This is a genomic window from Herbaspirillum sp. DW155, assembly GCF_037076565.1.
In the GTDB taxonomy this organism is placed as follows: domain Bacteria; phylum Pseudomonadota; class Gammaproteobacteria; order Burkholderiales; family Burkholderiaceae_D; genus Herbaspirillum.
In genome coordinates this window covers 4,509,140-4,527,955 of sequence record NZ_AP029028.1, presented here as the reverse complement: position 1 = coordinate 4,527,955, position 18,816 = coordinate 4,509,140, and the positions used below count along the sequence as shown (strand labels likewise).

Genomic DNA, 18,816 nt, shown 5'->3' with positions numbered 1-18,816 from the left:
GTGACTGCACTCTGACAGATGAAGAAATGGCCGCAGTGATGAGCTGCGGCCATTTTCTTTGGGAACCAGGCGGCCGGTTCAGTCCACCCCACCCTTCATGCCTTGCCATTCGGGCGTGAGCTGCATCGGGATGCCGAGCATGTCCAGCACGCGGCCCAGCGTGTGATCGACCATTTCTTCCATGGAAGCGGGACGCTGGTAAAAGCCGGGCAGGGGCGGGAAGATGACTCCGCCCATTTCGGTCACGGCGGTCATGTTGCGCAGGTGCGCCAGATTGAAGGGCGTCTCGCGCACCATCAGCACCAGGCGCCGGCGTTCCTTCAGCACCACATCGGCGGCGCGGGTGATGAGGTTGTCGGACAGGCCGTGGGCCACGGCCGCCAGCGTCTTCATCGAACAGGGCGCCACCACCATGCCGGTGGAGGCGAAGGAACCGCTGGCGATGCAGGCACCCACGTCACGCACGTTGTGTACCACGTCGGCCAGGGCTTCGACATCCTTGCGCCGCATGTCCAGCTCCTGGTGGAGATTGAGCACGCCGGCTTCGGAGACCATCAGGTGCGTTTCCACCTGACCATGTTTGCGCAGATGCTCCAGCAGCCGCACGCCATAAATGGCACCGGTCGCGCCGGTGATGGCGACGATCAGGCGCTGGCGGGGCTGGCCGGAGGAAGTACTCACGAACGAATGCGGATCAGGAAGGAATCAGCCCTTGATCAGGGTCTGCAGTTCGCCCGAAGCGTACATCTCGCTCATGATGTCGGAGCCGCCGATGAATTCGCCCTTCACGTACAGCTGGGGAATGGTCGGCCAGTTCGAGTATTCCTTGATGCCCTGGCGCACGTCCGGGCTTTCCAGCACGTTGACGGTGACGATGTTTTCGGCGCCGCTGGCTTTGAGCAACTGGATGGCCTTGCCGGAAAAGCCGCATTGCGGGAATTGCGCAGTGCCCTTCATGAACAGCACCACAGGGTTTTGGGTCACGGTTTCTTTGATCCAGGATTGGACGTCGCTCATGGCTATGCCTTTAAAAATGGGATTGCCGACATTATAGGGAAAAGCCGGCAGCCGCGTTGAAAACGACTGCGCGCCGGCAGTCTGCGCAATGTGGTGGAAATTGCATCCGGGAAATAATTTATATGATATGCAGACTCTGAAGCCTAATATGAGGACGCCAGCCGCAGCCTTCAAGCGGAGCAGCGGATCGGCAGCTCGCTGCAGAGAGTCATGGCTGTGGAAAGTTGCCGGTGATTATCTTTTATATCTTTTCCACAGGGCTTGCCGCCCGACTGCGCGGCCAATGAAAAAGGGCGCTTGCGCGCCCCTTCCTCATGAGATTCGGCTGGCGTTCTCAGCAGCCTGCGGGCTGCGAGTCAGCTTGCCGACGTTGTCCTTGGCTTATGCCGCTCCGGCCACCGCATCAGCCGGCGCTTCATCCGGCAGGCGCTTGGCCATGGAGTGATGTTCCTGCAACTTGTCCTTGTGCTTGATGACCTGACGATCGAGCTTGTCGATCAGCGTGTCAATGGCAGCATAGAGGTCGTGTGCAATGCTTTCTGCATGTAAATCCTTCCCCTTGATGTGGACGTTGATTTCCGCTTTTTGGCGCTTTTCCTTTTCTGTGAGTTTATCTACGCTCAGGATCACGCTGACGTCGATCACGTTGTCGAAATGGCGCTTGATACGTGTGAGCTTGCTTTGCACGTATTTCCGGATGGCGGGGGTCAGTTCGAGGTGGTGTCCACTGATGGTCAGATTCATACAAGACTCCTATCGTGAAGTCACTGGAGGTTCGTGCAATCGATCCTTGCTGCAGCTGTACCACGGGCACGGTCTTCGTGTCGGATGGCATGGGCATCAGCGGGATGCTTGCCGGAACACAGCAACGGTACTGCAGAAAAACTGAGGAAAAACTCAGAGGGACTTGCGGAGATTGACCGGCGGAATCTTCAACACTTCGCGGTATTTGGCGACTGTGCGTCGCGCGACCACCATGCCTTGTTCTGCCAGCATATCCGCAATCTTGCTATCGGATAATGGGGTCTGCGGGTTCTCGGCTCCTATCAACTGTTTGATCAGCGCCCGTATCGCGGTGGAGGAGGCTTCGCCCCCGGTTTCAGTCGCGACGTGGCTACCGAAGAAGTACTTCAACTCAAACATGCCGTGCGGCGTGAGCATGTATTTCTGAGTTGTCACGCGAGAGATGGTGCTCTCGTGTAGACCCAGTGTATCAGCAATTTCACGCAGCACAAGGGGGCGCATGGCCACTGCCCCATGTGAAAAGAAGTTTCTTTGACGTTCCACAATAGCCTGTGCGACACGCAAAATCGTGTCGAAACGCTGGCGCATATTCTTGATGAGCCACTTGGCTTCCTGCAGCTGCGACGACAGCGATCCTTCTCCCTTGGCCTGCTTCAGCGCGCTGGCATACATCGCATTGACACGCAGCTTGGGCATGACCTCATGGTTGAGCATGACCTGCCAGCCGTTCTTTGTTTGTTTGACAATCACGTCCGGCACCACATAGTCCGAGGCATCGCGCGCGAAATCGGCGCCCGGATGCGGACGGCACTGGCGGATCACGGCCTGGGCTTCGCGCAGGTCTTCGTCATCGCAATCGAGGGCTTTCTTGATCTTGTTGAAGTCGCGCTGCGCGAACAGCGGCAGGTAATCTTCCACGATGCGCAGCGCCAGCTTGCGCGTGACGAAGGGGATCTTGGGCAGGCGACGGATCTGCAGGGCCAGGCACTCACCGGCACTGCGCGCACCCACGCCGGCCGGGTCCAGGCTCTGCAGCAGCTTCAGGGAAATCGACAGCTCTTCCATGTCGATGCCCAGTTCTTCGGGCAGGCGCGCGAGGATGTCTTCCAGCGGCTCTTCGAGATAGCCGCTCTCGTCGAGCGCATCGGTGAGCAACTCCAGCAGGGCGCGGTCGCGCTGGGTGCGTGCGGTCACGCGGATCTGTTCCAGTAGGTGCTCGCGCAGGGTCAGTTCGTGGGCTTCGAGTTGCGGGCGGGCGTCGTCGTCGTCAGGCGACTTGCCGCTGCGGGCCACATCATCGAAGCTCCAGTCGGCCTCACCGGTGACGCCGTTCTCGGGATTGTTGTCCTGGTAGTCAAAACTGGAATCGCCATCGGCGGCTGCCGGTGCCGGCTCGGCATTGCCTTCGCCAGAGGTGTCGGCTACGCCGCTGGAGGGCGAGCTGGAGACCGCGCCATCGGCCAGCAGGCGCACCGAATTGTCGAGCGCATCGTCGAGCCGCTCCAGCAAGGGATTGTCCGAGAGGATCTGTTCCAGTTCCTGGTGCAGTTCCAGCGTCGACAGTTGCAACAGTCTGATCGACTGCTGCAGTTGCGGCGTCAATGCGAGGTGCTGCGAGGTACGTAACTGGAGAGACTGTTTCATCTGTCTTTCTGGAAGCGGCGTGGTCCGCTGGTTGCACTGCCTGTCGTTGCGTCAGTAGGTTGGCCTGCTTACATGCGGAAGTGTTCACCCAGATACACGCGGCGCACCGATTCGTTGGCGATGATCTCTTCCGGACTGCCGCTGGCCAGCACCGTACCCTGGTTGATGATGTAGGCACGGTCGCAGATGCCCAGCGTCTCGCGCACGTTGTGGTCGGTGATGAGCACGCCGATGCCACGTTCCTTCAGGAAGCGCACGATGCGCTGGATCTCGATCACGGCAATCGGGTCGATACCGGCAAAGGGTTCATCGAGCAGTACGAAGCGCGGATCGGTGGCCAGCGCGCGGGCGATTTCCACGCGGCGGCGCTCGCCGCCGGAGAGCGACAAAGCCTGACTCTCGCGCAGCTTCTCGATCTGCAGTTCATGCAGCAGATTGTTGAGGCGGCCCTCGACTTCATCACGCGAGAGCGGCTTGCCTTCTTCTCGGCGCAGTTCGAGCACCGCGCGGATATTGTCTTCCACCGTCAGCTTGCGGAACACCGAGGCTTCCTGCGGCAGATAGGACAAGCCCATGGTGGCGCGCTTGTGGATGGGCATGCGTGAAATGGCGGTGTCGTCCAGCGCGATCTCGCCGCCATCGGAAGGCACCAGACCCACGATCATGTAGAACGAGGTGGTCTTGCCGGCGCCGTTGGGGCCGAGCAGTCCGACCACTTCGCCGCTGCGCACTTCCATCGAGACGTCGCGCACCACCTGGCGCGCGCCATAACTTTTCTTCAGGCCGCGAACGACCAGCGAGCTGGTGGTCATCGTTACTGGTCCTTTCCGCTCTGGCGACGCGGCGCAGGCTGCGCCGGCGTGGTCTTGGCGGCCGGCTGGGCCGGTGTGGCGGTGCCATCCGGCGGTGGATTCTTGGGCTGGATCACGGCCGTGATGCGGCCTGCGCCGGGCTTGCTTTCGCCGCTGGCGGTGTTGTTGACCGAATAGAATTCGGCGCGGCTGTCATAGGAAATGAACTCGCCGTTGACTTCATCGGTGATGCGATCACCATCCATGCGCTGGATGTGCGCGCGCTGGAACAGCTTGGAAACTTCGGTCTGCTCCGAATATTCGATACGCTCGGCCTGGCCTTCGATCCACAGGTTGGGACCGCCGTCGCGCTTCTGGCGGAAGTTGGCCAGCGAACCCGGAGCCGCGTACAGCACTGCGTTTTCATAACCGTACTGGTCGGTCGTCAATACCACCCGGCCGGCCTTGATGATGAGAGTGCCGCGGGTCATGACCACGTTGCCGGTGAAGGTCTTCACCTGGCGCACGTCGTCATAGACCATCTGGTCTGCCTCGATGTTGGTGGGCTTGGTGGAGTCCGCCTTCTCGGCGTTGGCCACGCCGCACACGGCAGCCAGCATCAGCATGGGCAGTAAGAGTGAGCGTTTCATTGGTTTCCTGTCTGGTCGGTTCTTGGCGTTCTTGTCTCGGATTCAACCGGCTTAGCGTTTCTTGGGGGTGGGCTCGTAATAGCCGCGTACATTGCCGAAGAGCTGCACCACCTGGGTCGCGTTGTTGGCCACCATGCCTACGCCGTTCAGGCGCGTGGTGCCCATGGTCATGGCCACCGGCTTGTCGGTCTTGACGATTTCATCGTCAGGCAACAGCAGAAGGTATTCCGAGACCAGGTGCATTTCCTCGCGGCCCTTGTAGGGGGAGCGGATGGCATTGGCGTTGCCGTACATGTGAATCTTGGTCTGGTCATCGGTCACGCGCGCGGTGTCCGAATAAAGCTCCATGGGCGCCTGGTTCTGGTCCAGGTTGTGCACCACCGGTTTGGTGATTTCGAAGGAGTCGTCACTGGGGAAGTGCACCATCTTGACCCCGGAGACGTCATAGCGCGGCAGGCCGGTGGGGCCCATCTTCACGTAGTTGAAGTTTTCCAGGTAGTAGTCGGGTTTGCCGCGTGGGCGCTGTGCCGGTTGCTGGTCGCCGGCCGCGCGCATGGCTTGCATCACCCAGAAGCTGCCCAGCGCTGCGCCGATCAGGATCACCAGGATCACGGCCAGACGGATGCGCTCGGCATTGCGCTCGCCGCTGCGCCCGCTCATGCCAGGTACGGCGCCAGCGCCGCCTCGTAGTTGTGTTGCGCCGCCAGCACCAGGTCGCAGATTTCACGCACGGCGCCATGGCCGCCGCTGGCCTGGGTCACGTAATCGCAGCGCGCCTTCACTTCACGATGACCATTGGCCACACACGCCTTGAAGCCCACGCGGGTCAGCACCGGCAGGTCGATGATGTCGTCGCCCAGATAGCCGCAGGCCGCTGGCGTGAGCTGAACCTGCTGCAACAGTTGTTCGAAGGCCTGGCGCTTGTCGTGCACGCCCTGGAACACGTGCGCAATGCCCAGGTCGCGGGCACGGCGCACGACATAGGGCGACTGGCGTGCAGTGATGATGGCCGCGGCCGTGCCGTATTGCTGCATCATCTTGATACCGTGGCCGTCCAGCGCATTGAAGCGTTTGAAGACTTCCCCGTCTTCGCCGTAGAACAGGCCGCCGTCGGTGAGCACGCCATCCACATCGAAGATCATCAGGCGCACGGCGGCTGCCTTGGCGAGCGCGGCAGCGGGCAGGGTGCTGGCAAAAGCTGGCGCGTTCATCAGATCACCTTGGCGCGGGTGAGGTCGTGGATGTGCAGCGCGCCCGTAAGCACGCCGGCCGCATCGGTGACCAGCAGCTGGTTGATGCGGAACTGTTCCATCAGCTGTACGGCATCGACCGCCAGCTGGTCCTGACCAACGGTTTGCGGATGAGCATGCATGACTTCGGCAATGCTGAACTTGCCAAAGTCCTGGCCACGCTCCAGCAGGCGGCGCAGGTCGCCATCGGTGAAAACCCCGATGGGGCGGAATTGCTCGTCCACCACGGCGGTCATGGCCATGCCCTTGCGGGTGATTTCCATCAGCGCGGCCGATAGCGACACATCCGGACGCACGGCAGGAATGGCCTCGCCACTGCGCATGACGTCGCGCACGTGGGTCAGCAGGCGGCGGCCCAGGGCGCCACCGGGATGAGAGCGCGCAAAATCTTCCTCGACGAAACCGCGCGCATCCAGCAGCGACACCGCCAGGGCATCGCCCATGGCCAGCGTGGCGGTGGTGCTGGCCGTCGGCGCCAGGTTGAGGGTACAGGCTTCCTTGGCCACGCCCACGTTGAGGTGCACCGCAGCCAGCCTGGCCAGTGAAGAGTTGTCATTGCCGGTCATGGCGATGATGACCGTGCCCATGCGCTTGATGATGGGAACGATGGCCAGCAGCTCGGCCGTTTCGCCGGAATTGGAGATGGCGATGAAGACGTCGCGCGCCGTCACCATGCCCAGGTCGCCGTGCGCGGCTTCGGCCGGATGCATGAACAGCGCCGGCGTGCCGGTGGAAGCCAGGGTGGCGGCGATCTTGCGGCCGATGTGGCCAGACTTGCCAATGCCCGAGACCACCGCGCGTCCCTCGCATTGCAGCAAAGCCTGCACGGCCTGGGCCAGCGGCTCTGCGCTGTCGTCGCTGAGGCGCTCTTTCAGCGCCAGGATGGCATCGGCTTCGATCTGCAGGGTCTGGCGTGCCAGGGCGATGGCACGGCGGGCAGCCCCGGCCGAAAAAGATGCAGACGTAGTTTTGTCATCGGTTACACTCATAACCGAAGTATAAACGAATTGGCAAAGCAAAAAACTTGCCAGATGTAAGGGAATGCTGCTGGAATGGATGCGAAGTGCAGCTTCGCGTCGCGCCGCAGCACCGCATCCACAGGGGGATTCCGGCTCGGGCCGGGTGCCGGGGCGGGAGGGCGGCAGGCCTGGACCGCGCTCCGCCGGGGGTGAACAACTCTGCTGTTGTTGTTCCACACATGTGAATTTTAAGGCATCCCCGCCAGGATGGGTTCTCCGCTCGCCTGCTGGCCGGTTTGACTGCTCCGTGCTGGTGCGTTGTCAAAACGTTCATATCGAAATCCGCCGCGCTTCCGTGGCCTTTGACGAGAAACCCGACAAGCAATGTTTTCCGGACTGGAACTGACTCTTTTCCTTCTGGCTGCGGCGGTACTGGGCGTGGTCGCCTTCCGCATGATGCAGTTGCCGCCCATGCTGGGCTACCTGGTGGTGGGCATCATCATCGGCCCGCACGGCCTGGCGTTTGCCGAGGACAACGAAACCACCCATGCCCTGGCCGAGTTCGGCGTGGTGTTCCTGATGTTTTCGATCGGGCTGGAATTTTCGCTTTCCAAGCTCTCGGCCATGCGCCACATCGTCTTCGGACTGGGCGTGGCGCAGGTGGCCACGACCATTGCCGCCACCATGCTGCTGGCCTGGGGCGCGGCCATGGTGCTGCCGCAATTGATCAACGTGAGCTGGCAGGCGGCCTTCGCGCTGGGCGGCGCACTCACCATGTCTTCCACGGCCATCGTCTCCAAGCTGCTCACCGAACGGCTAGAACTGGAAACCGAACACGGCCGCCGTATCCTCGGCGTGCTGCTGTTTCAGGATCTGGCCCTGGTGCCCTTGCTGATCGTAGTGCCTGCGCTGGCCAACAATTCCGGCAACATCATGGTCACGCTGGGCTGGGCCGTGGGCAAGGCGCTGGTGGTGCTGGCGCTGTTGCTGTTCTTCGGCAGCAAGCTCATGCGCGGCTGGTTCCGTATCGTGGTCAAGCGCCGCTCGCAGGAACTGTTCATGTTGAACCTGCTGCTCATCACCCTGGGCGCGGCGTGGATCACCGAGAAGGCCGGCCTGTCGCTGGCCCTGGGCGCCTTCATCGCCGGCATGCTCATTTCCGAGACCGAGTTCAAGCATCAGGTGGAAGAAGACATCAAATCCTTCCGCGACGTGCTGCTGGGTCTGTTCTTCATCACCATCGGCATGCTGCTCAATGTGCGTACGCTGGTGGATCACTGGTTCCTGGTGCTGGTCTTGCTGACCGGTCCGGTGCTGCTCAAGTTCGGCCTCATCGCCGCCCTGGCGCGCCTGTTTGGTTCCAGCACCGGCGTGGCATTGCGGGTGGGTCTGGGGCTGGCGCAGGCGGGCGAGTTCGGCTTCGTGCTGCTGAGCCAGGCCGGTGGCCTCAAGCTGGTCGATCCGATGTTGATTCAGGTGATCCTGGCGGCGATGGTGCTGTCGATGCTGGCCACGCCCTTCATCCTGGCCCAGTCCGATGCCATTGTCATGAAACTCTCTGCCAATGAATGGATGCTGCAATCGCTGGCGCTGACCCAGTTGGCCACCCGCACCATGGGTGTGCAGAAGCACGTGATCATCGCCGGCTTCGGCCGCAGCGGCCAGAGCCTGGCGCGTCTGCTGGAAGAGGAGGGCATCGCCTACCACGCGCTGGAGATGGATCCGGAACTGGTGCAGGACGCCCGCAATGGGGGCGCCAACGTCTCCTATGGCGATGCCGCCCGGCGCGAGAGCCTGGTGGCCGCCGGCATTCATCGCGCCGCCGCGCTGGTGGTGACTTATGCCAGCACCCCCTCCGCCTTGAAGGTTCTGCATCACGCGCATGAACTGGAACCGGAACTGCCGGTGATCGTGCGCAGCCACGACGATGCCGATCTGGAAAAGCTGCTCGCAGCCGGCGCTACCGAAGTCGTGCCCGAAGCGCTCGAAGGCAGCCTCATGCTGGCCTCGCACGCGCTGGTGATGCTGGGCGTGCCGCTGCGCCGCGTGGTTCACCGGGTGCAGGATGCACGCGATGAGCGCTATGCCTCGCTGCGCGGTTACTTCCACGGTATGTCGGATGCCGAAGCCGATGGCGTGGGCATGAACGTGCGCCTGCAATCGGTGACCCTGATCGGGGGCGCCAGCGCGCTCGGCCATACCCTGGCCGAGATCGACCTGCCCTCGCATTGCGGTGCCGAGATCGCCATGCTGCGGCGTGGCAAGCAGCGTCTTGACGCGCCCGAAGAGACCGTGCTCATGGCCGGTGACATCGTGGTGTTGCGCGGAAGTTCGGAAAGCATCCTGCGCGCCGAAAAGCGCCTGCTCAGCAAATAGGGCGCAGGCGCTTTCTGCGCTTTGTATTTTGGTATGTGCAGTGACGCTGCTGCCTTCATCGGCAGGTCATCTCATCATTCCAGTCCTCCGAAAAATTTACTCCCACGGCCCTGTTCGGGGCTATTCCCCTGGTACGAGAAATGCTAGTGTTTCCTGGCGGCAGCGAAGCGGCCTCATCGGCGCTCTGTCCGCATCAGGACTACGGGTTCACACAATGAATCCGTTGCATAGAAAACAAAATTGAAGTCCAGGAGAAATATGTTCAGCAAATTAACCATCAGGGCCCGCCTGATTTTCGTCATCGGTTTTCTCGCCTTGATGCTGGTGGCCTCGGGCATATTGGGTCTGGTCGGCCTGCGCTCGACCAATGCGCAGATGCGTTCGCTTTACGAAGACCGGCTGGTCGCCTTCTCCCAGCTGGAGCGCATGTCGGCAGCGCTGGATGCGGCCCGCAATGGCATCTCCACCTCCATCGTGGGCGACTCCGGCGACATCGATGCCAACATGGACAAGATCGAAAAAGCCATCAAGGCCAACGATGCCGTCCTCAAGCAATATCAGGAGACCCAGCTCACCGGCGAGGAGCGTGCGCTGCTCGACAAGCTGGTTCCGCAGCGCCAGAAGTTCGTCGCCGAAGGCATCAAGCCCGCTGCCGATGCCTTGCGCAACCGCGATTTCCAGGGGGCGATCGAAGTGTATGGCGGTGTCATGCTCAAGCTCTACACCGAGGCGCATGCCACCCTGGCGCAATTGATGGATTTGCAGCGCCGGGTCGGGCGCGAGTTGCATGAAGAGGCGCAGCAGCGTTACCAGACCTTGCTGGTGGTGATGGGCGTGGCCATGGCGGCCGGCCTGGTGGTGGCGCTGCTGATGGGCGTTCTGTTGGTGCGCGCCATTTCGCGGCCGCTGCGGCGCGCGGTCACGGTGGCCCAGGCGGTAGCCGCAGGCGACCTGACCCAGCAGATCGAAGTACACAGCCAGGATGAAACCGGCCAGTTGATGCAGGCGCTGCAGCAGATGAATGAGAACCTGCAGAATATCGTGGGCCAGGTGCGCCAGAGCACGGACACCATTGCCACCGCGTCCAGCGAGATTGCGCATGGCAATCTCGACCTCTCTTCGCGCACCGAGCAGCAGGCCGGTGCGCTCGAAGAAACCGCCTCGGCCATGGAGCAACTGACCTCCACCGTCCGTCACAATGCCGACAATGCGCAGCAAGCCAAGGAACTGGCGCAATCGGCCTCCCAGGTAGCGGTGCGCGGCGGGGAAGTGGTGCGTCAGGTGGTCGATACCATGAGTTCCATCAACCAGTCCTCCGGCAAGATCGTCGACATCATCAGCGTGATCGATGGCATCGCCTTCCAGACCAACATCCTCGCTCTGAATGCCGCCGTGGAAGCGGCGCGCGCCGGCGAGCAGGGGCGCGGTTTTGCGGTAGTTGCCTCGGAAGTGCGTTCACTGGCCCAGCGCTCGGCCTCGGCAGCCAAGGAAATCAAGGTGCTGATCGATGATTCGGTCACGCGCGTGGGCAGTGGCAGCGCGCTGGTGGCGCAGGCCGGAGAGACCATCGACGAAGTGGTCAAGCGGGTGCAGCGCGTGAGTGAAGTGGTGACCGAGATCAGCGCCGCCGGTCAGGAGCAGAGCCAGGGCATCGAAGAAGTCAACAATGCCATCACGCAGATGGATGAAACCACGCAGCAGAATGCCGCGCTGGTGGAACAGGCGGCCGCTGCTGCGCAGTCGATGCAGGAGCAGGCCTCGCGTCTGTCGGAGGCGGTCAGTGTGTTCCGGCTCGGCCGCACCGTTGGACTGGCAGCAGCACCGGGCCTGACCACGCCGGCATCGGTTTCCTTGCCAGGCAAGGGCGGCTTGCTGCTGCATTGAGATCCGGGCGCCTTGTCCCGTGCGTGAGTGCGCGGGACAAGGCCGGCAGGCTGGTCAGGATTGGTCGGCAAATGTCAGCCGTTTCCTGAAAAGATGCGTAACACTCCCATCGTTATCCCCAAACAACGATAGGGAGAGAATGTTGAGCAAGCCAATCCAATCGCGCGCTGCAGGCCATTCCGGCCTGCCTTTGTCGCTCCCCGTGCTGAGCCGCCTGAACCGCCTGAGCATTCGGGTGCGCCTGATGCTGGCCATGGGCTTCCTGGCCATCATGCTGGTCAGTTCTGGCACGGTGGGTCTGGTATCCATGCGCACCACCAATCAACAGATGCGTTCGCTCTACGAGGACCGTCTGGTCGCCTACGCCTACCTGGAACAGATCGAGTCTCTGCTCGAATCGGCCAACAACGGCATCTACAGCATCATTACCCTGGACTCCAGCGAAGGCTGGAACCCGGATGAAATCGACCAGCGCCTGGACAAGATCGAAAAGTCGCTGCTGTCGCTCGAGCCGGTCATCAAGTCCTATCAGGCCACCTACCTCACGCCTGAAGAACTGGGACTGCTGGACAAGTTTCTCAAACTGCGCCAGCGCTTCGTGGAAGAAGGCGTCCAGCTTTCCGTTGCGGCCTTGCGCAAGCGCAGTTTCCAGACTGCCGACGATATCCATGGCGGCCCCATGCGCAAGATCTGGAGCCAGACGCAGGAGACCCTGAGTCAACTGAAGCAATTGCAGATCCGTGTCGGGCGGGAGTTGTACGAGAAGGGGCAGGAAGATTACCGGCAGCTCATGTTCATCGTCAGCGCGGCGATAGGCGCCGGGATCTTTCTGGCCATCGTGGAAGCCATGCTGCTCATTCGCGCCATTTCGCAGCCGCTTGGCCAGGCAGTGGAGGTGGCACAGGCGGTTGCAGCGGGCGACCTGAGCCGCGAGGTGATGGTACGCAGCGAGGATGAAACCGGCCAGGTGATGCAGGCCTTGAGGGAAATGACGGCACGCTTGCATCACATCGTCAGTACCGTGCGGGCCAGCACCGAGACCATTGCCCAGGCCTCGCGCGAAATCGCCAGCGGCAACCAGGATCTGTCGGCGCGCACCGAACAGCAGGCCACCTCGCTGGAACAGACGGCATCGGCCATGGCCCAGCTCACCTCTACCGTGAAGCAGAATGCCGACAATGCCAGTCAGGCCAACCAGCTCGCGGCCTCAGCCTCAGAGGTGGCGGCACGAGGCGGCGAGGTGGTGCGCGAGGTGGTCGATACTATGGACTCCATCAATCGCTCCTCCACGCGCATCGTCGACATCATCGGCGTGATCGACGGCATTGCCTTCCAGACCAATATCCTCGCCCTCAATGCCGCCGTGGAAGCGGCGCGGGCCGGTGAACAGGGGCGCGGCTTTGCGGTGGTGGCCGCCGAGGTGCGCTCGCTGGCGCAGCGGGCAGCGGCGGCCGCCCGCGAGATCAAGGATCTGATCGACGATTCGGTGGACAAGGTGGGCAAGGGGACGGTCCTGGTGAACCAGGCCGGGCAGACCATGGAAGAAGTCGTGGCCAGCGTGCGCAAGGTGAGCGATATGGTCGGCGAGATCAGTGCCGCCAGCCAGGAGCAGAGCAACGGGATTCAGGAGGTCGACCGCGCCATCGTGCTCATGGACAGCTCAACCCAGCAGAATGCCGCGCTGGTCGAGCAGGCTACCGCCTCGGCGGCGGCCCTGCAGCAGCAGACCCAGAAACTGGAACAGGCACTCAGCGTGTTCCAGCTCGGTGCCTTGAACCGTACCGGTACAGTGATATCGGGTGTGCCAGTACAGTCGACTCAACTGTCCAGGGCCACATCCTCGGATGCGGCCGAACGGGTACCCGGCAAGGGTGGGTTGCTTTTGCCGTGATAGGCGAACACGGCCGAACACTTCACCTGGTCACTCTCGTTACGCCCGGCGGCATGGAACAGTCCGCTATGGAACAGCACCACGTCGCCCGGCGCCAGTGACAGCGCCATGCCCTGGGCGAACAGAGCCTGGTTGGCCGCCACGTCCGGACGCAGGAAGTCCAGTTCATCCATCTGTTCAGGTTGCAGCTTGAGCTTGTGCGAGCCGGGGATGAACTTGAGCGCGCCGTTCTCCGGTGTTTCTGCGCCCAGCGCCAGCCAGACCGAAATGAGTTCGTTGCGCGGGAAGGACCAGTACCGGATGTCACGATGCCAGCCGGTGGCAGTGCCAAAGGCCGGATGCTTGGTCATCACGCAATTGTGATGCGCCAGGGTGAGGCAGACCGGCTCTTCGAACAGCTGGTGCAGCATCGCCACCAGCTGCTTGTCGCCGGCCCATTCGCGGTACACCGGATCGCGCTGCCAGGCCGCGCGCAGACGCCGTGCGGTACGGCCACCTTCGGCCTCCAGCGAGGCGGGGGCACCTTCGTAGCCGACCTCGGCTTCGTATTCCAGCGGGGCGACGGCGCGTTGCAGGTGGTCCCGGGTGACGGCGAGCAGTCGCTCGCGCAGATCGGCAGGGACCATGCCCGGCAACAGCAGATAACCCTGTTCGCGGAAGAAGGCGACCTGGGCGGGGGACAGCGGGTTCGACATGATGGACTTTCGGTTTGCACGCGGTCCCGTTCATGGAGGACGGGACCGCCTGATGATGCGCCGGATGGCGGCCAGGAGCATGACTGTATGCCTTGGCCGGCGCCGCGCAAGATACAGATGGGCGGTTTTTCTGTATCGTTTTGCGCGGGCGCAAGTCCGGACTTGTTTTTTACTTCGCTTTCTTCTTCAACAGCGGGGCCAGGTACTTGCCGGTGACGCTGGCCGGGTTCTTTGCCACGTCTTCCGGGGTGCCGGCCGCCACGATACGGCCACCGCCCGCACCGCCCTCGGGGCCGAGGTCGATGATCCAGTCGGCCGTCTTGATGACGTCCAGGTTGTGCTCGATGATGGTGACCGTATTGCCCTGGTCGCGCAGGCGGTGGATCACCTTGAGCAGCAGGTCGATATCGTGGAAGTGCAGACCGGTGGTCGGTTCATCCAGGATGTAGAGCGTGCGGCCAGTATCGCGCTTGGACAATTCCAGCGACAGCTTCACGCGCTGCGCCTCGCCCCCCGAGAGCGTCGTCGCGCTCTGCCCCAGCTTGATGTAGCCCAGGCCGACGTCCAGCAGCGTCTGCAACTTGCGGGCGATCAGCGGCACGGGTTTGAAGAACTCATGCGCATCTTCCACCGTCATGTCGAGGATCTCGGTGATGTTCTTGCCCTTGTATTGCACTTCCAGCGTTTCGCGGTTGTAGCGCTTGCCGTGGCAGACGTCGCAGGGCACGTACACGTCCGGCAGGAAGTGCATCTCCACCTTGATGACGCCATCGCCCTGGCAGGCTTCGCAGCGGCCGCCCTTGACGTTGAAGGAGAAGCGCCCGGCGCTGTAGCCGCGCTCCTTGGCCATCGGCACGGTGGCAAACAGGTCGCGGATCGGCGTGAACAGGCCCGTATAGGTGGCCGGATTGGAGCGCGGGGTGCGGCCGATGGGCGCCTGGTCCACGGCGATCACCTTGTCGAAGTGTTCCAGTCCGCCGATGGCTTCGTGTTCGGCCGGTTCGGTTTGCGAACCGTACAGGTGGCGTGCCGCTGACAGGTACAGCGTGTCGTTGACCAGGGTCGACTTGCCCGAGCCGGAGACGCCGGTCACGCAGGTCAAGAGGCCGACCGGCAATTCCAGGTCGACGTTCTTCAGGTTGTTGCCGCTGGCACCGGTGATGGTGAGCATGCGCGATTCATCGCAGGGCGTACGCTTCTTGGGTACTGCGATTTCCAGCGAGCCGTTGAGGTATTTGGCGGTCAGCGACCTCTTGTTCTTGAGGATGTCCGCCAGCGGACCATGGGCGATCACGTCGCCACCATGCACCCCCGCGCCGATGCCCATGTCCACCACGTAGTCGGCGGTGCGGATGGCGTCTTCGTCGTGTTCCACCACCAGCACGGTATTGCCGATGTCGCGCAGGTGCTTCAGGGTATCGATGAGGCGGTCGTTGTCGCGCTGGTGCAGGCCGATGGAGGGCTCATCCAGTACGTACATCACGCCGGTCAGGCCCGAGCCGATCTGCGAAGCCAGGCGGATGCGCTGGGCTTCACCGCCCGAGAGCGTATCGGCGCTGCGTTCCAGCGAGAGATAGTCCAGGCCGACGTTGTTGAGGAAGGTTAGGCGCGAGACGATTTCCTTGATGATGCGATCGGCGATTTCCTTCTTGGCACCGGTCAGCTTCAAGGTCTCGAAGAAGGAGAGGGTCTCGCGCAGCGGCGTGGCAGCGACCTCGTAGATGGCACGCTGCTGCTTGCCTGCGCCCACCTTCACATAGCGCGCTTCCACCCGCAGGCGGGCGCCGTGGCAGGACGGGCACTGCTTCTCGTTGATGAACTTGGCCAGTTCTTCCTTGACCGCCATCGAATCGGTTTCGCGATAGCGGCGCTGCAGGTTGTTGACCACGCCTTCGAAGGTGTGCTCCTTGACCACCGTGCGGCCGCGCTCGTTGACGTAGGCGAATGGAATGGTCTGACGACCCGAGCCGTACAGCACGACCTGCTGGGCCTTGTCGTCCAGCTGTTCGAAGGGCAGGTCCAGATCGAAATCGTAGAAGGCGGCGATGCTGGTGAGCATCTGGAAGTAGAACTGGTTGCGGCGATCCCAACCCTTGATCGCACCCGAAGCCAGGGACAGATTGGGGAAGGCGACGATACGCTTGGGATCGAAGAATTCGATATGACCCAGGCCGTCGCATTCGGGGCAGGCACCCATGGGGTTGTTGAAGGAAAACAGGCGCGGCTCCAGTTCCTGCAGCGAATAGCCGCAGATGGGGCAGGCGAACTTGTTGGAATAAAGGTGTTCCTTGCCGCTGTCCATTTCCAGCGCAATGGCGCGGCCATCGGCCAGGCGCAGCGCGGTCTCGAAGCTTTCGGCCAGGCGCTGCTTGATCTCCGCCTTGACCTTCACGCGGTCGATCACGACGTCGATGGTGTGCTTCTCGGTCTTCTTCAGCTTGGGCAGATCGTCGACTTCATAGACTTTGGCCGTACCGGTACCGCTCTGTATGCGAAAGCGCACGAAGCCCTGGGCCTGCATCTCCTCGAACAGGTCGGCATGCTCGCCCTTGCGGTTGGCTACCACCGGCGCCATGATCATCAGCTTGGTGTCTTCCGGCAGCGCCAGCACGGCATCGACCATCTGCGAGACCGACTGCGCTTCCAGCGGATGTTCGGGGTGGTCGGGGCAATAGGGCGTGCCGACGCGGGCGTACAGCAGGCGCAGGTAATCGTGGATCTCGGTGACCGTGCCCACGGTGGAGCGCGGGTTGTGCGAGGTCGCCTTCTGCTCGATGGAGATGGCCGGGGAGAGGCCCTCGATCATGTCGACATCAGGCTTTTCCATCAGCTGCAGGAACTGCCGCGCATAGGCCGACAGCGACTCCACGTAGCGGCGCTGGCCCTCGGCATACAGCGTATCGAAGGCCAGCGACGACTTGCCCGAACCGGACAGGCCGGTGATGACGATGAGCTTGTTGCGGGGGAGGTCTAGGTTGATATTCTTGAGATTGTGCGTGCGCGCGCCGCGAATGCGAATTTCTTCCATGGATGCCTTCAGCTAGGGGTTGCCTGCCCCCGCGTGCAATGACGCCGTGCGCGGAGCAGCGATGGGACAACATGTAACTATAACAGGACTGCGAATGGCCGGCAGGCGGGGCTGCAGCAGCAGATCACCCAGGTGGGCATGGGCGCCCGGATTGAAAGCGCGGCAGTGAAAAAAGCCATGGACTTGCACCGCAAATGACGCAGGAAACCGCACGTCCGGACCTGGTGAAGTGAAGTTTCCGGCGCGGCCAGAGAAGCAAAAAGCCGGCCCATGGCCGGCTTCAGATTGATGACAAAGCCCTGGCGAGAGCCAAGGCTTTGTTGTTTAATCGGTCATGCTCAAAAAACCGACAGCCGCCCAGCACGAGTTAGAGATGGTGACCATCGAGATGCTCGTGCCCAAGGACCACCTGCTGCGCAAGATCGACGCGGCGGTGGATTTCGAGTTCATCCGCGAGAAGGTGGCGCATCTGTATTGCGCCGACAATGGCCGCCCGGCACTGGACCCGGTGGTACTCTTCAAGCTCTTGTTCATCGGCTACCTCTTCGGTATCCGCAGCGAGCGCCAGCTCATCCGCGAGGTCCAGGTCAACGTGGCCTATCGCTGGTTTGCCGGATTCCGTCTGACCGACAAGGTGCCGGACTCCTCCACCTTCTCCCAGAACCGGCGCCGCCGCTTCATTGATACCACCGTCTATCAAGACATCTTCGACGAGATCGTGCGCCAGGCCATTGGACGCGGCATGGTCGATGGCCGTGTGCTCTACAGCGACAGCACCCACCTCAAGGCCAACGCCAACAAGAACAAGTTCGACTACGTTCAAGTTGCCCAGACACCCTCGGCCTATCTGGCCGAACTGGATGCGGCTGTGGATATCGACCGTGCCGAGCATGGCAAGAAGCCGCTCAAACGTGACGATGATGATGAGCCGCCCACCAAAGAGATCAAGGTTAGTCGCACCGATCCCGAGAGCGGCTACATGGTGCGCGACGACAAGCCCAAGGGCTTCTTCTACCTGGATCACCGCACCGTCGATGCCAAGCATTGCATCATTACCGATACCCATGTCACGCCCGCCTCAGTCCATGACAGTCAACCTTATCTGGCACGCCTGGATCGTCAGCGCCAGACGTTCGGATTTGATGTGCAGGCCGTTGGCCTGGATGCTGGCTATTTCACACCGGCCGTCTGCCAGGGACTGGAGAATCGCGAGATCAGCGGCGTGATGGGCTACCGCACGCCCAACCACAAGCCGGGGACATTCTTTAAAAGGGAGTATGAGTACGACGCCTACCGTGACGAATACATCTGCCCGCAGGGCCAGCCCTTGCACTACAGCACCACCAATCGGCAGGGGTATCGGGAATACAAATCCAAGCCTGAACAATGCCGGGGCTGCAAGGTACGCGAGCAATGCACCAATAGCGCCAATGCGGTCAAGGTGGTGACGCGCCATGTGTGGGAGCGTTCCAAGGAGAAGGTGGATGATCGGCGTCGTACCGAATGGGGCAAGCGCATCTATGCCCGACGCAAGGAAACGGTAGAACGCAGCTTCGCCGACGCCAAGCAATTGCACGGACATCGCTATGCCCGCATGCGCGGCTTGCGCAAGGTCGCCGAGCAGTGCTTGTTGGCGGCGGCGGCCCAGAACATGAAGAAGATTGCCCTGCTGGTGGCGCGCTTGCGCGCGCTTTTACCGGGCTTGAACGCCTATGCCAGCGTACAAAAGTGGCTACAGAGAAAAATGAGCGCATTGCTTGGCTTCTGCGCCATCGACCATCTGCAAATTACCTGCGCCTGAAAAACAAAACCCCGTGTTCGAAAACACGGGGTTCGTCATCAACCTGAAGCCGGCCCATGGCCGGCTTCGGAGTGATTGCCTGTTCA

The 18,816-nt window shown here is 62.0% G+C and carries 15 protein-coding genes; 4 read left to right on the top strand and 11 right to left on the bottom strand.

Annotation, left to right across the window (positions count from 1 at the left end; translation table 11 throughout):
• Positions 1-78: 78 nt before the first annotated feature.
• From AACH55_RS20485 to AACH55_RS20445, 9 genes are all read right to left on the bottom strand, one after another.
• Entirely contained in the window at positions 79-681 is a 603-nt protein-coding gene (locus AACH55_RS20485; protein ID WP_338716461.1) for a UbiX family flavin prenyltransferase, read from the bottom strand.
• 24 nt (positions 682-705) lie between these two features.
• On the bottom strand, positions 706-1,017 hold the full coding sequence (gene grxD / locus AACH55_RS20480) for a Grx4 family monothiol glutaredoxin (protein ID WP_017452551.1): 312 nt from the start codon (positions 1,015-1,017) through the stop codon (positions 706-708).
• A gap of 381 nt (positions 1,018-1,398) precedes the next feature.
• Complete coding sequence (raiA, locus tag AACH55_RS20475; RefSeq protein ID WP_338716460.1) at positions 1,399-1,761, bottom strand: ribosome-associated translation inhibitor RaiA; 363 nt, start codon at positions 1,759-1,761, stop codon at positions 1,399-1,401.
• A gap of 153 nt (positions 1,762-1,914) precedes the next feature.
• Positions 1,915-3,405: an RNA polymerase factor sigma-54 gene (locus AACH55_RS20470; RefSeq protein WP_338716459.1), complete on the bottom strand. Its 1,491-nt coding sequence runs from the start codon at positions 3,403-3,405 to the stop codon at positions 1,915-1,917.
• Positions 3,406-3,473: 68 nt separating this feature from the next.
• Positions 3,474-4,217, bottom strand: a complete 744-nt coding sequence (lptB, locus tag AACH55_RS20465; RefSeq protein ID WP_338716458.1) for an LPS export ABC transporter ATP-binding protein — start codon at positions 4,215-4,217, stop codon at positions 3,474-3,476.
• A gap of 2 nt (positions 4,218-4,219) precedes the next feature.
• Positions 4,220-4,846: a lipopolysaccharide transport periplasmic protein LptA gene (gene lptA / locus AACH55_RS20460; RefSeq protein ID WP_338716457.1), complete on the bottom strand. Its 627-nt coding sequence runs from the start codon at positions 4,844-4,846 to the stop codon at positions 4,220-4,222.
• Between the two features lie 51 nt (positions 4,847-4,897).
• Complete coding sequence (gene lptC / locus AACH55_RS20455) at positions 4,898-5,506, bottom strand: LPS export ABC transporter periplasmic protein LptC (protein WP_338716456.1); 609 nt, start codon at positions 5,504-5,506, stop codon at positions 4,898-4,900.
• On the bottom strand, positions 5,503-6,057 hold the full coding sequence (locus AACH55_RS20450; protein ID WP_338716455.1) for an HAD family hydrolase: 555 nt from the start codon (positions 6,055-6,057) through the stop codon (positions 5,503-5,505). Before AACH55_RS20450 ends, lptC begins: the two co-directional genes overlap by 4 nt.
• On the bottom strand, positions 6,057-7,085 hold the full coding sequence (locus AACH55_RS20445) for a KpsF/GutQ family sugar-phosphate isomerase (protein ID WP_338716454.1): 1,029 nt from the start codon (positions 7,083-7,085) through the stop codon (positions 6,057-6,059). Before AACH55_RS20445 ends, AACH55_RS20450 begins: the two co-directional genes overlap by 1 nt.
• Before the next feature lie 354 nt (positions 7,086-7,439).
• Between AACH55_RS20445 and AACH55_RS20440 the strand changes: the two genes are divergently transcribed.
• From AACH55_RS20440 to AACH55_RS20430, 3 genes are all read left to right on the top strand, one after another.
• Positions 7,440-9,431 carry a cation:proton antiporter gene (locus tag AACH55_RS20440; RefSeq protein ID WP_338716453.1) on the top strand — a complete coding sequence of 664 codons (1,992 nt, stop codon included), beginning with the start codon at positions 7,440-7,442 and terminating at the stop codon, positions 9,429-9,431.
• A gap of 258 nt (positions 9,432-9,689) precedes the next feature.
• A complete protein-coding gene (locus tag AACH55_RS20435) occupies positions 9,690-11,315 on the top strand; it encodes a methyl-accepting chemotaxis protein (protein ID WP_338716452.1) in 1,626 nt (541 codons plus the stop codon).
• Positions 11,316-11,529: 214 nt separating this feature from the next.
• Positions 11,530-13,206, top strand: a complete 1,677-nt coding sequence (locus AACH55_RS20430; protein WP_338720372.1) for a methyl-accepting chemotaxis protein — start codon at positions 11,530-11,532, stop codon at positions 13,204-13,206.
• Here the strand turns inward: AACH55_RS20430 and AACH55_RS20425 are convergent.
• Entirely contained in the window at positions 13,134-13,901 is a 768-nt protein-coding gene (locus AACH55_RS20425) for a phytanoyl-CoA dioxygenase family protein (protein WP_338716451.1), read from the bottom strand. The two genes, AACH55_RS20430 and AACH55_RS20425, sit on opposite strands and share 73 nt — an antisense overlap.
• Before the next feature lie 169 nt (positions 13,902-14,070).
• On the bottom strand, positions 14,071-16,929 hold the full coding sequence (gene uvrA, locus AACH55_RS20420) for an excinuclease ABC subunit UvrA (protein ID WP_338716450.1): 2,859 nt from the start codon (positions 16,927-16,929) through the stop codon (positions 14,071-14,073).
• A 334-nt stretch (positions 16,930-17,263) separates the two neighbouring features.
• Here uvrA and AACH55_RS20415 point away from each other — a divergent pair, with 334 nt between their 5' ends.
• Positions 17,264-18,730: an IS1182 family transposase gene (locus AACH55_RS20415; RefSeq protein ID WP_338716201.1), complete on the top strand. Its 1,467-nt coding sequence runs from the start codon at positions 17,264-17,266 to the stop codon at positions 18,728-18,730.
• Positions 18,731-18,816 lie beyond the last annotated feature (86 nt).

Coding starts and splice junctions, on each gene's coding strand:
- grxD (WP_017452551.1), bottom strand. CDS start 1,017: ATGAGCGACGTCCAATCCTGGATCAAAGAAACCGTGACCCAAAACCCT.
- raiA (WP_338716460.1), bottom strand. CDS start 1,761: ATGAATCTGACCATCAGTGGACACCACCTCGAACTGACCCCCGCCATC.
- AACH55_RS20470 (WP_338716459.1), bottom strand. CDS start 3,405: ATGAAACAGTCTCTCCAGTTACGTACCTCGCAGCACCTCGCATTGACG.
- lptB (WP_338716458.1), bottom strand. CDS start 4,217: ATGACCACCAGCTCGCTGGTCGTTCGCGGCCTGAAGAAAAGTTATGGC.
- lptA (WP_338716457.1), bottom strand. CDS start 4,846: ATGAAACGCTCACTCTTACTGCCCATGCTGATGCTGGCTGCCGTGTGC.
- lptC (WP_338716456.1), bottom strand. CDS start 5,506: ATGAGCGGGCGCAGCGGCGAGCGCAATGCCGAGCGCATCCGTCTGGCC.
- AACH55_RS20450 (WP_338716455.1), bottom strand. CDS start 6,057: ATGAACGCGCCAGCTTTTGCCAGCACCCTGCCCGCTGCCGCGCTCGCC.
- AACH55_RS20445 (WP_338716454.1), bottom strand. CDS start 7,085: ATGAGTGTAACCGATGACAAAACTACGTCTGCATCTTTTTCGGCCGGG.
- AACH55_RS20440 (WP_338716453.1), top strand. CDS start 7,440: ATGTTTTCCGGACTGGAACTGACTCTTTTCCTTCTGGCTGCGGCGGTA.
- AACH55_RS20435 (WP_338716452.1), top strand. CDS start 9,690: ATGTTCAGCAAATTAACCATCAGGGCCCGCCTGATTTTCGTCATCGGT.
- AACH55_RS20425 (WP_338716451.1), bottom strand. CDS start 13,901: ATGTCGAACCCGCTGTCCCCCGCCCAGGTCGCCTTCTTCCGCGAACAG.
- uvrA (WP_338716450.1), bottom strand. CDS start 16,929: ATGGAAGAAATTCGCATTCGCGGCGCGCGCACGCACAATCTCAAGAAT.
- AACH55_RS20415 (WP_338716201.1), top strand. CDS start 17,264: ATGCTCAAAAAACCGACAGCCGCCCAGCACGAGTTAGAGATGGTGACC.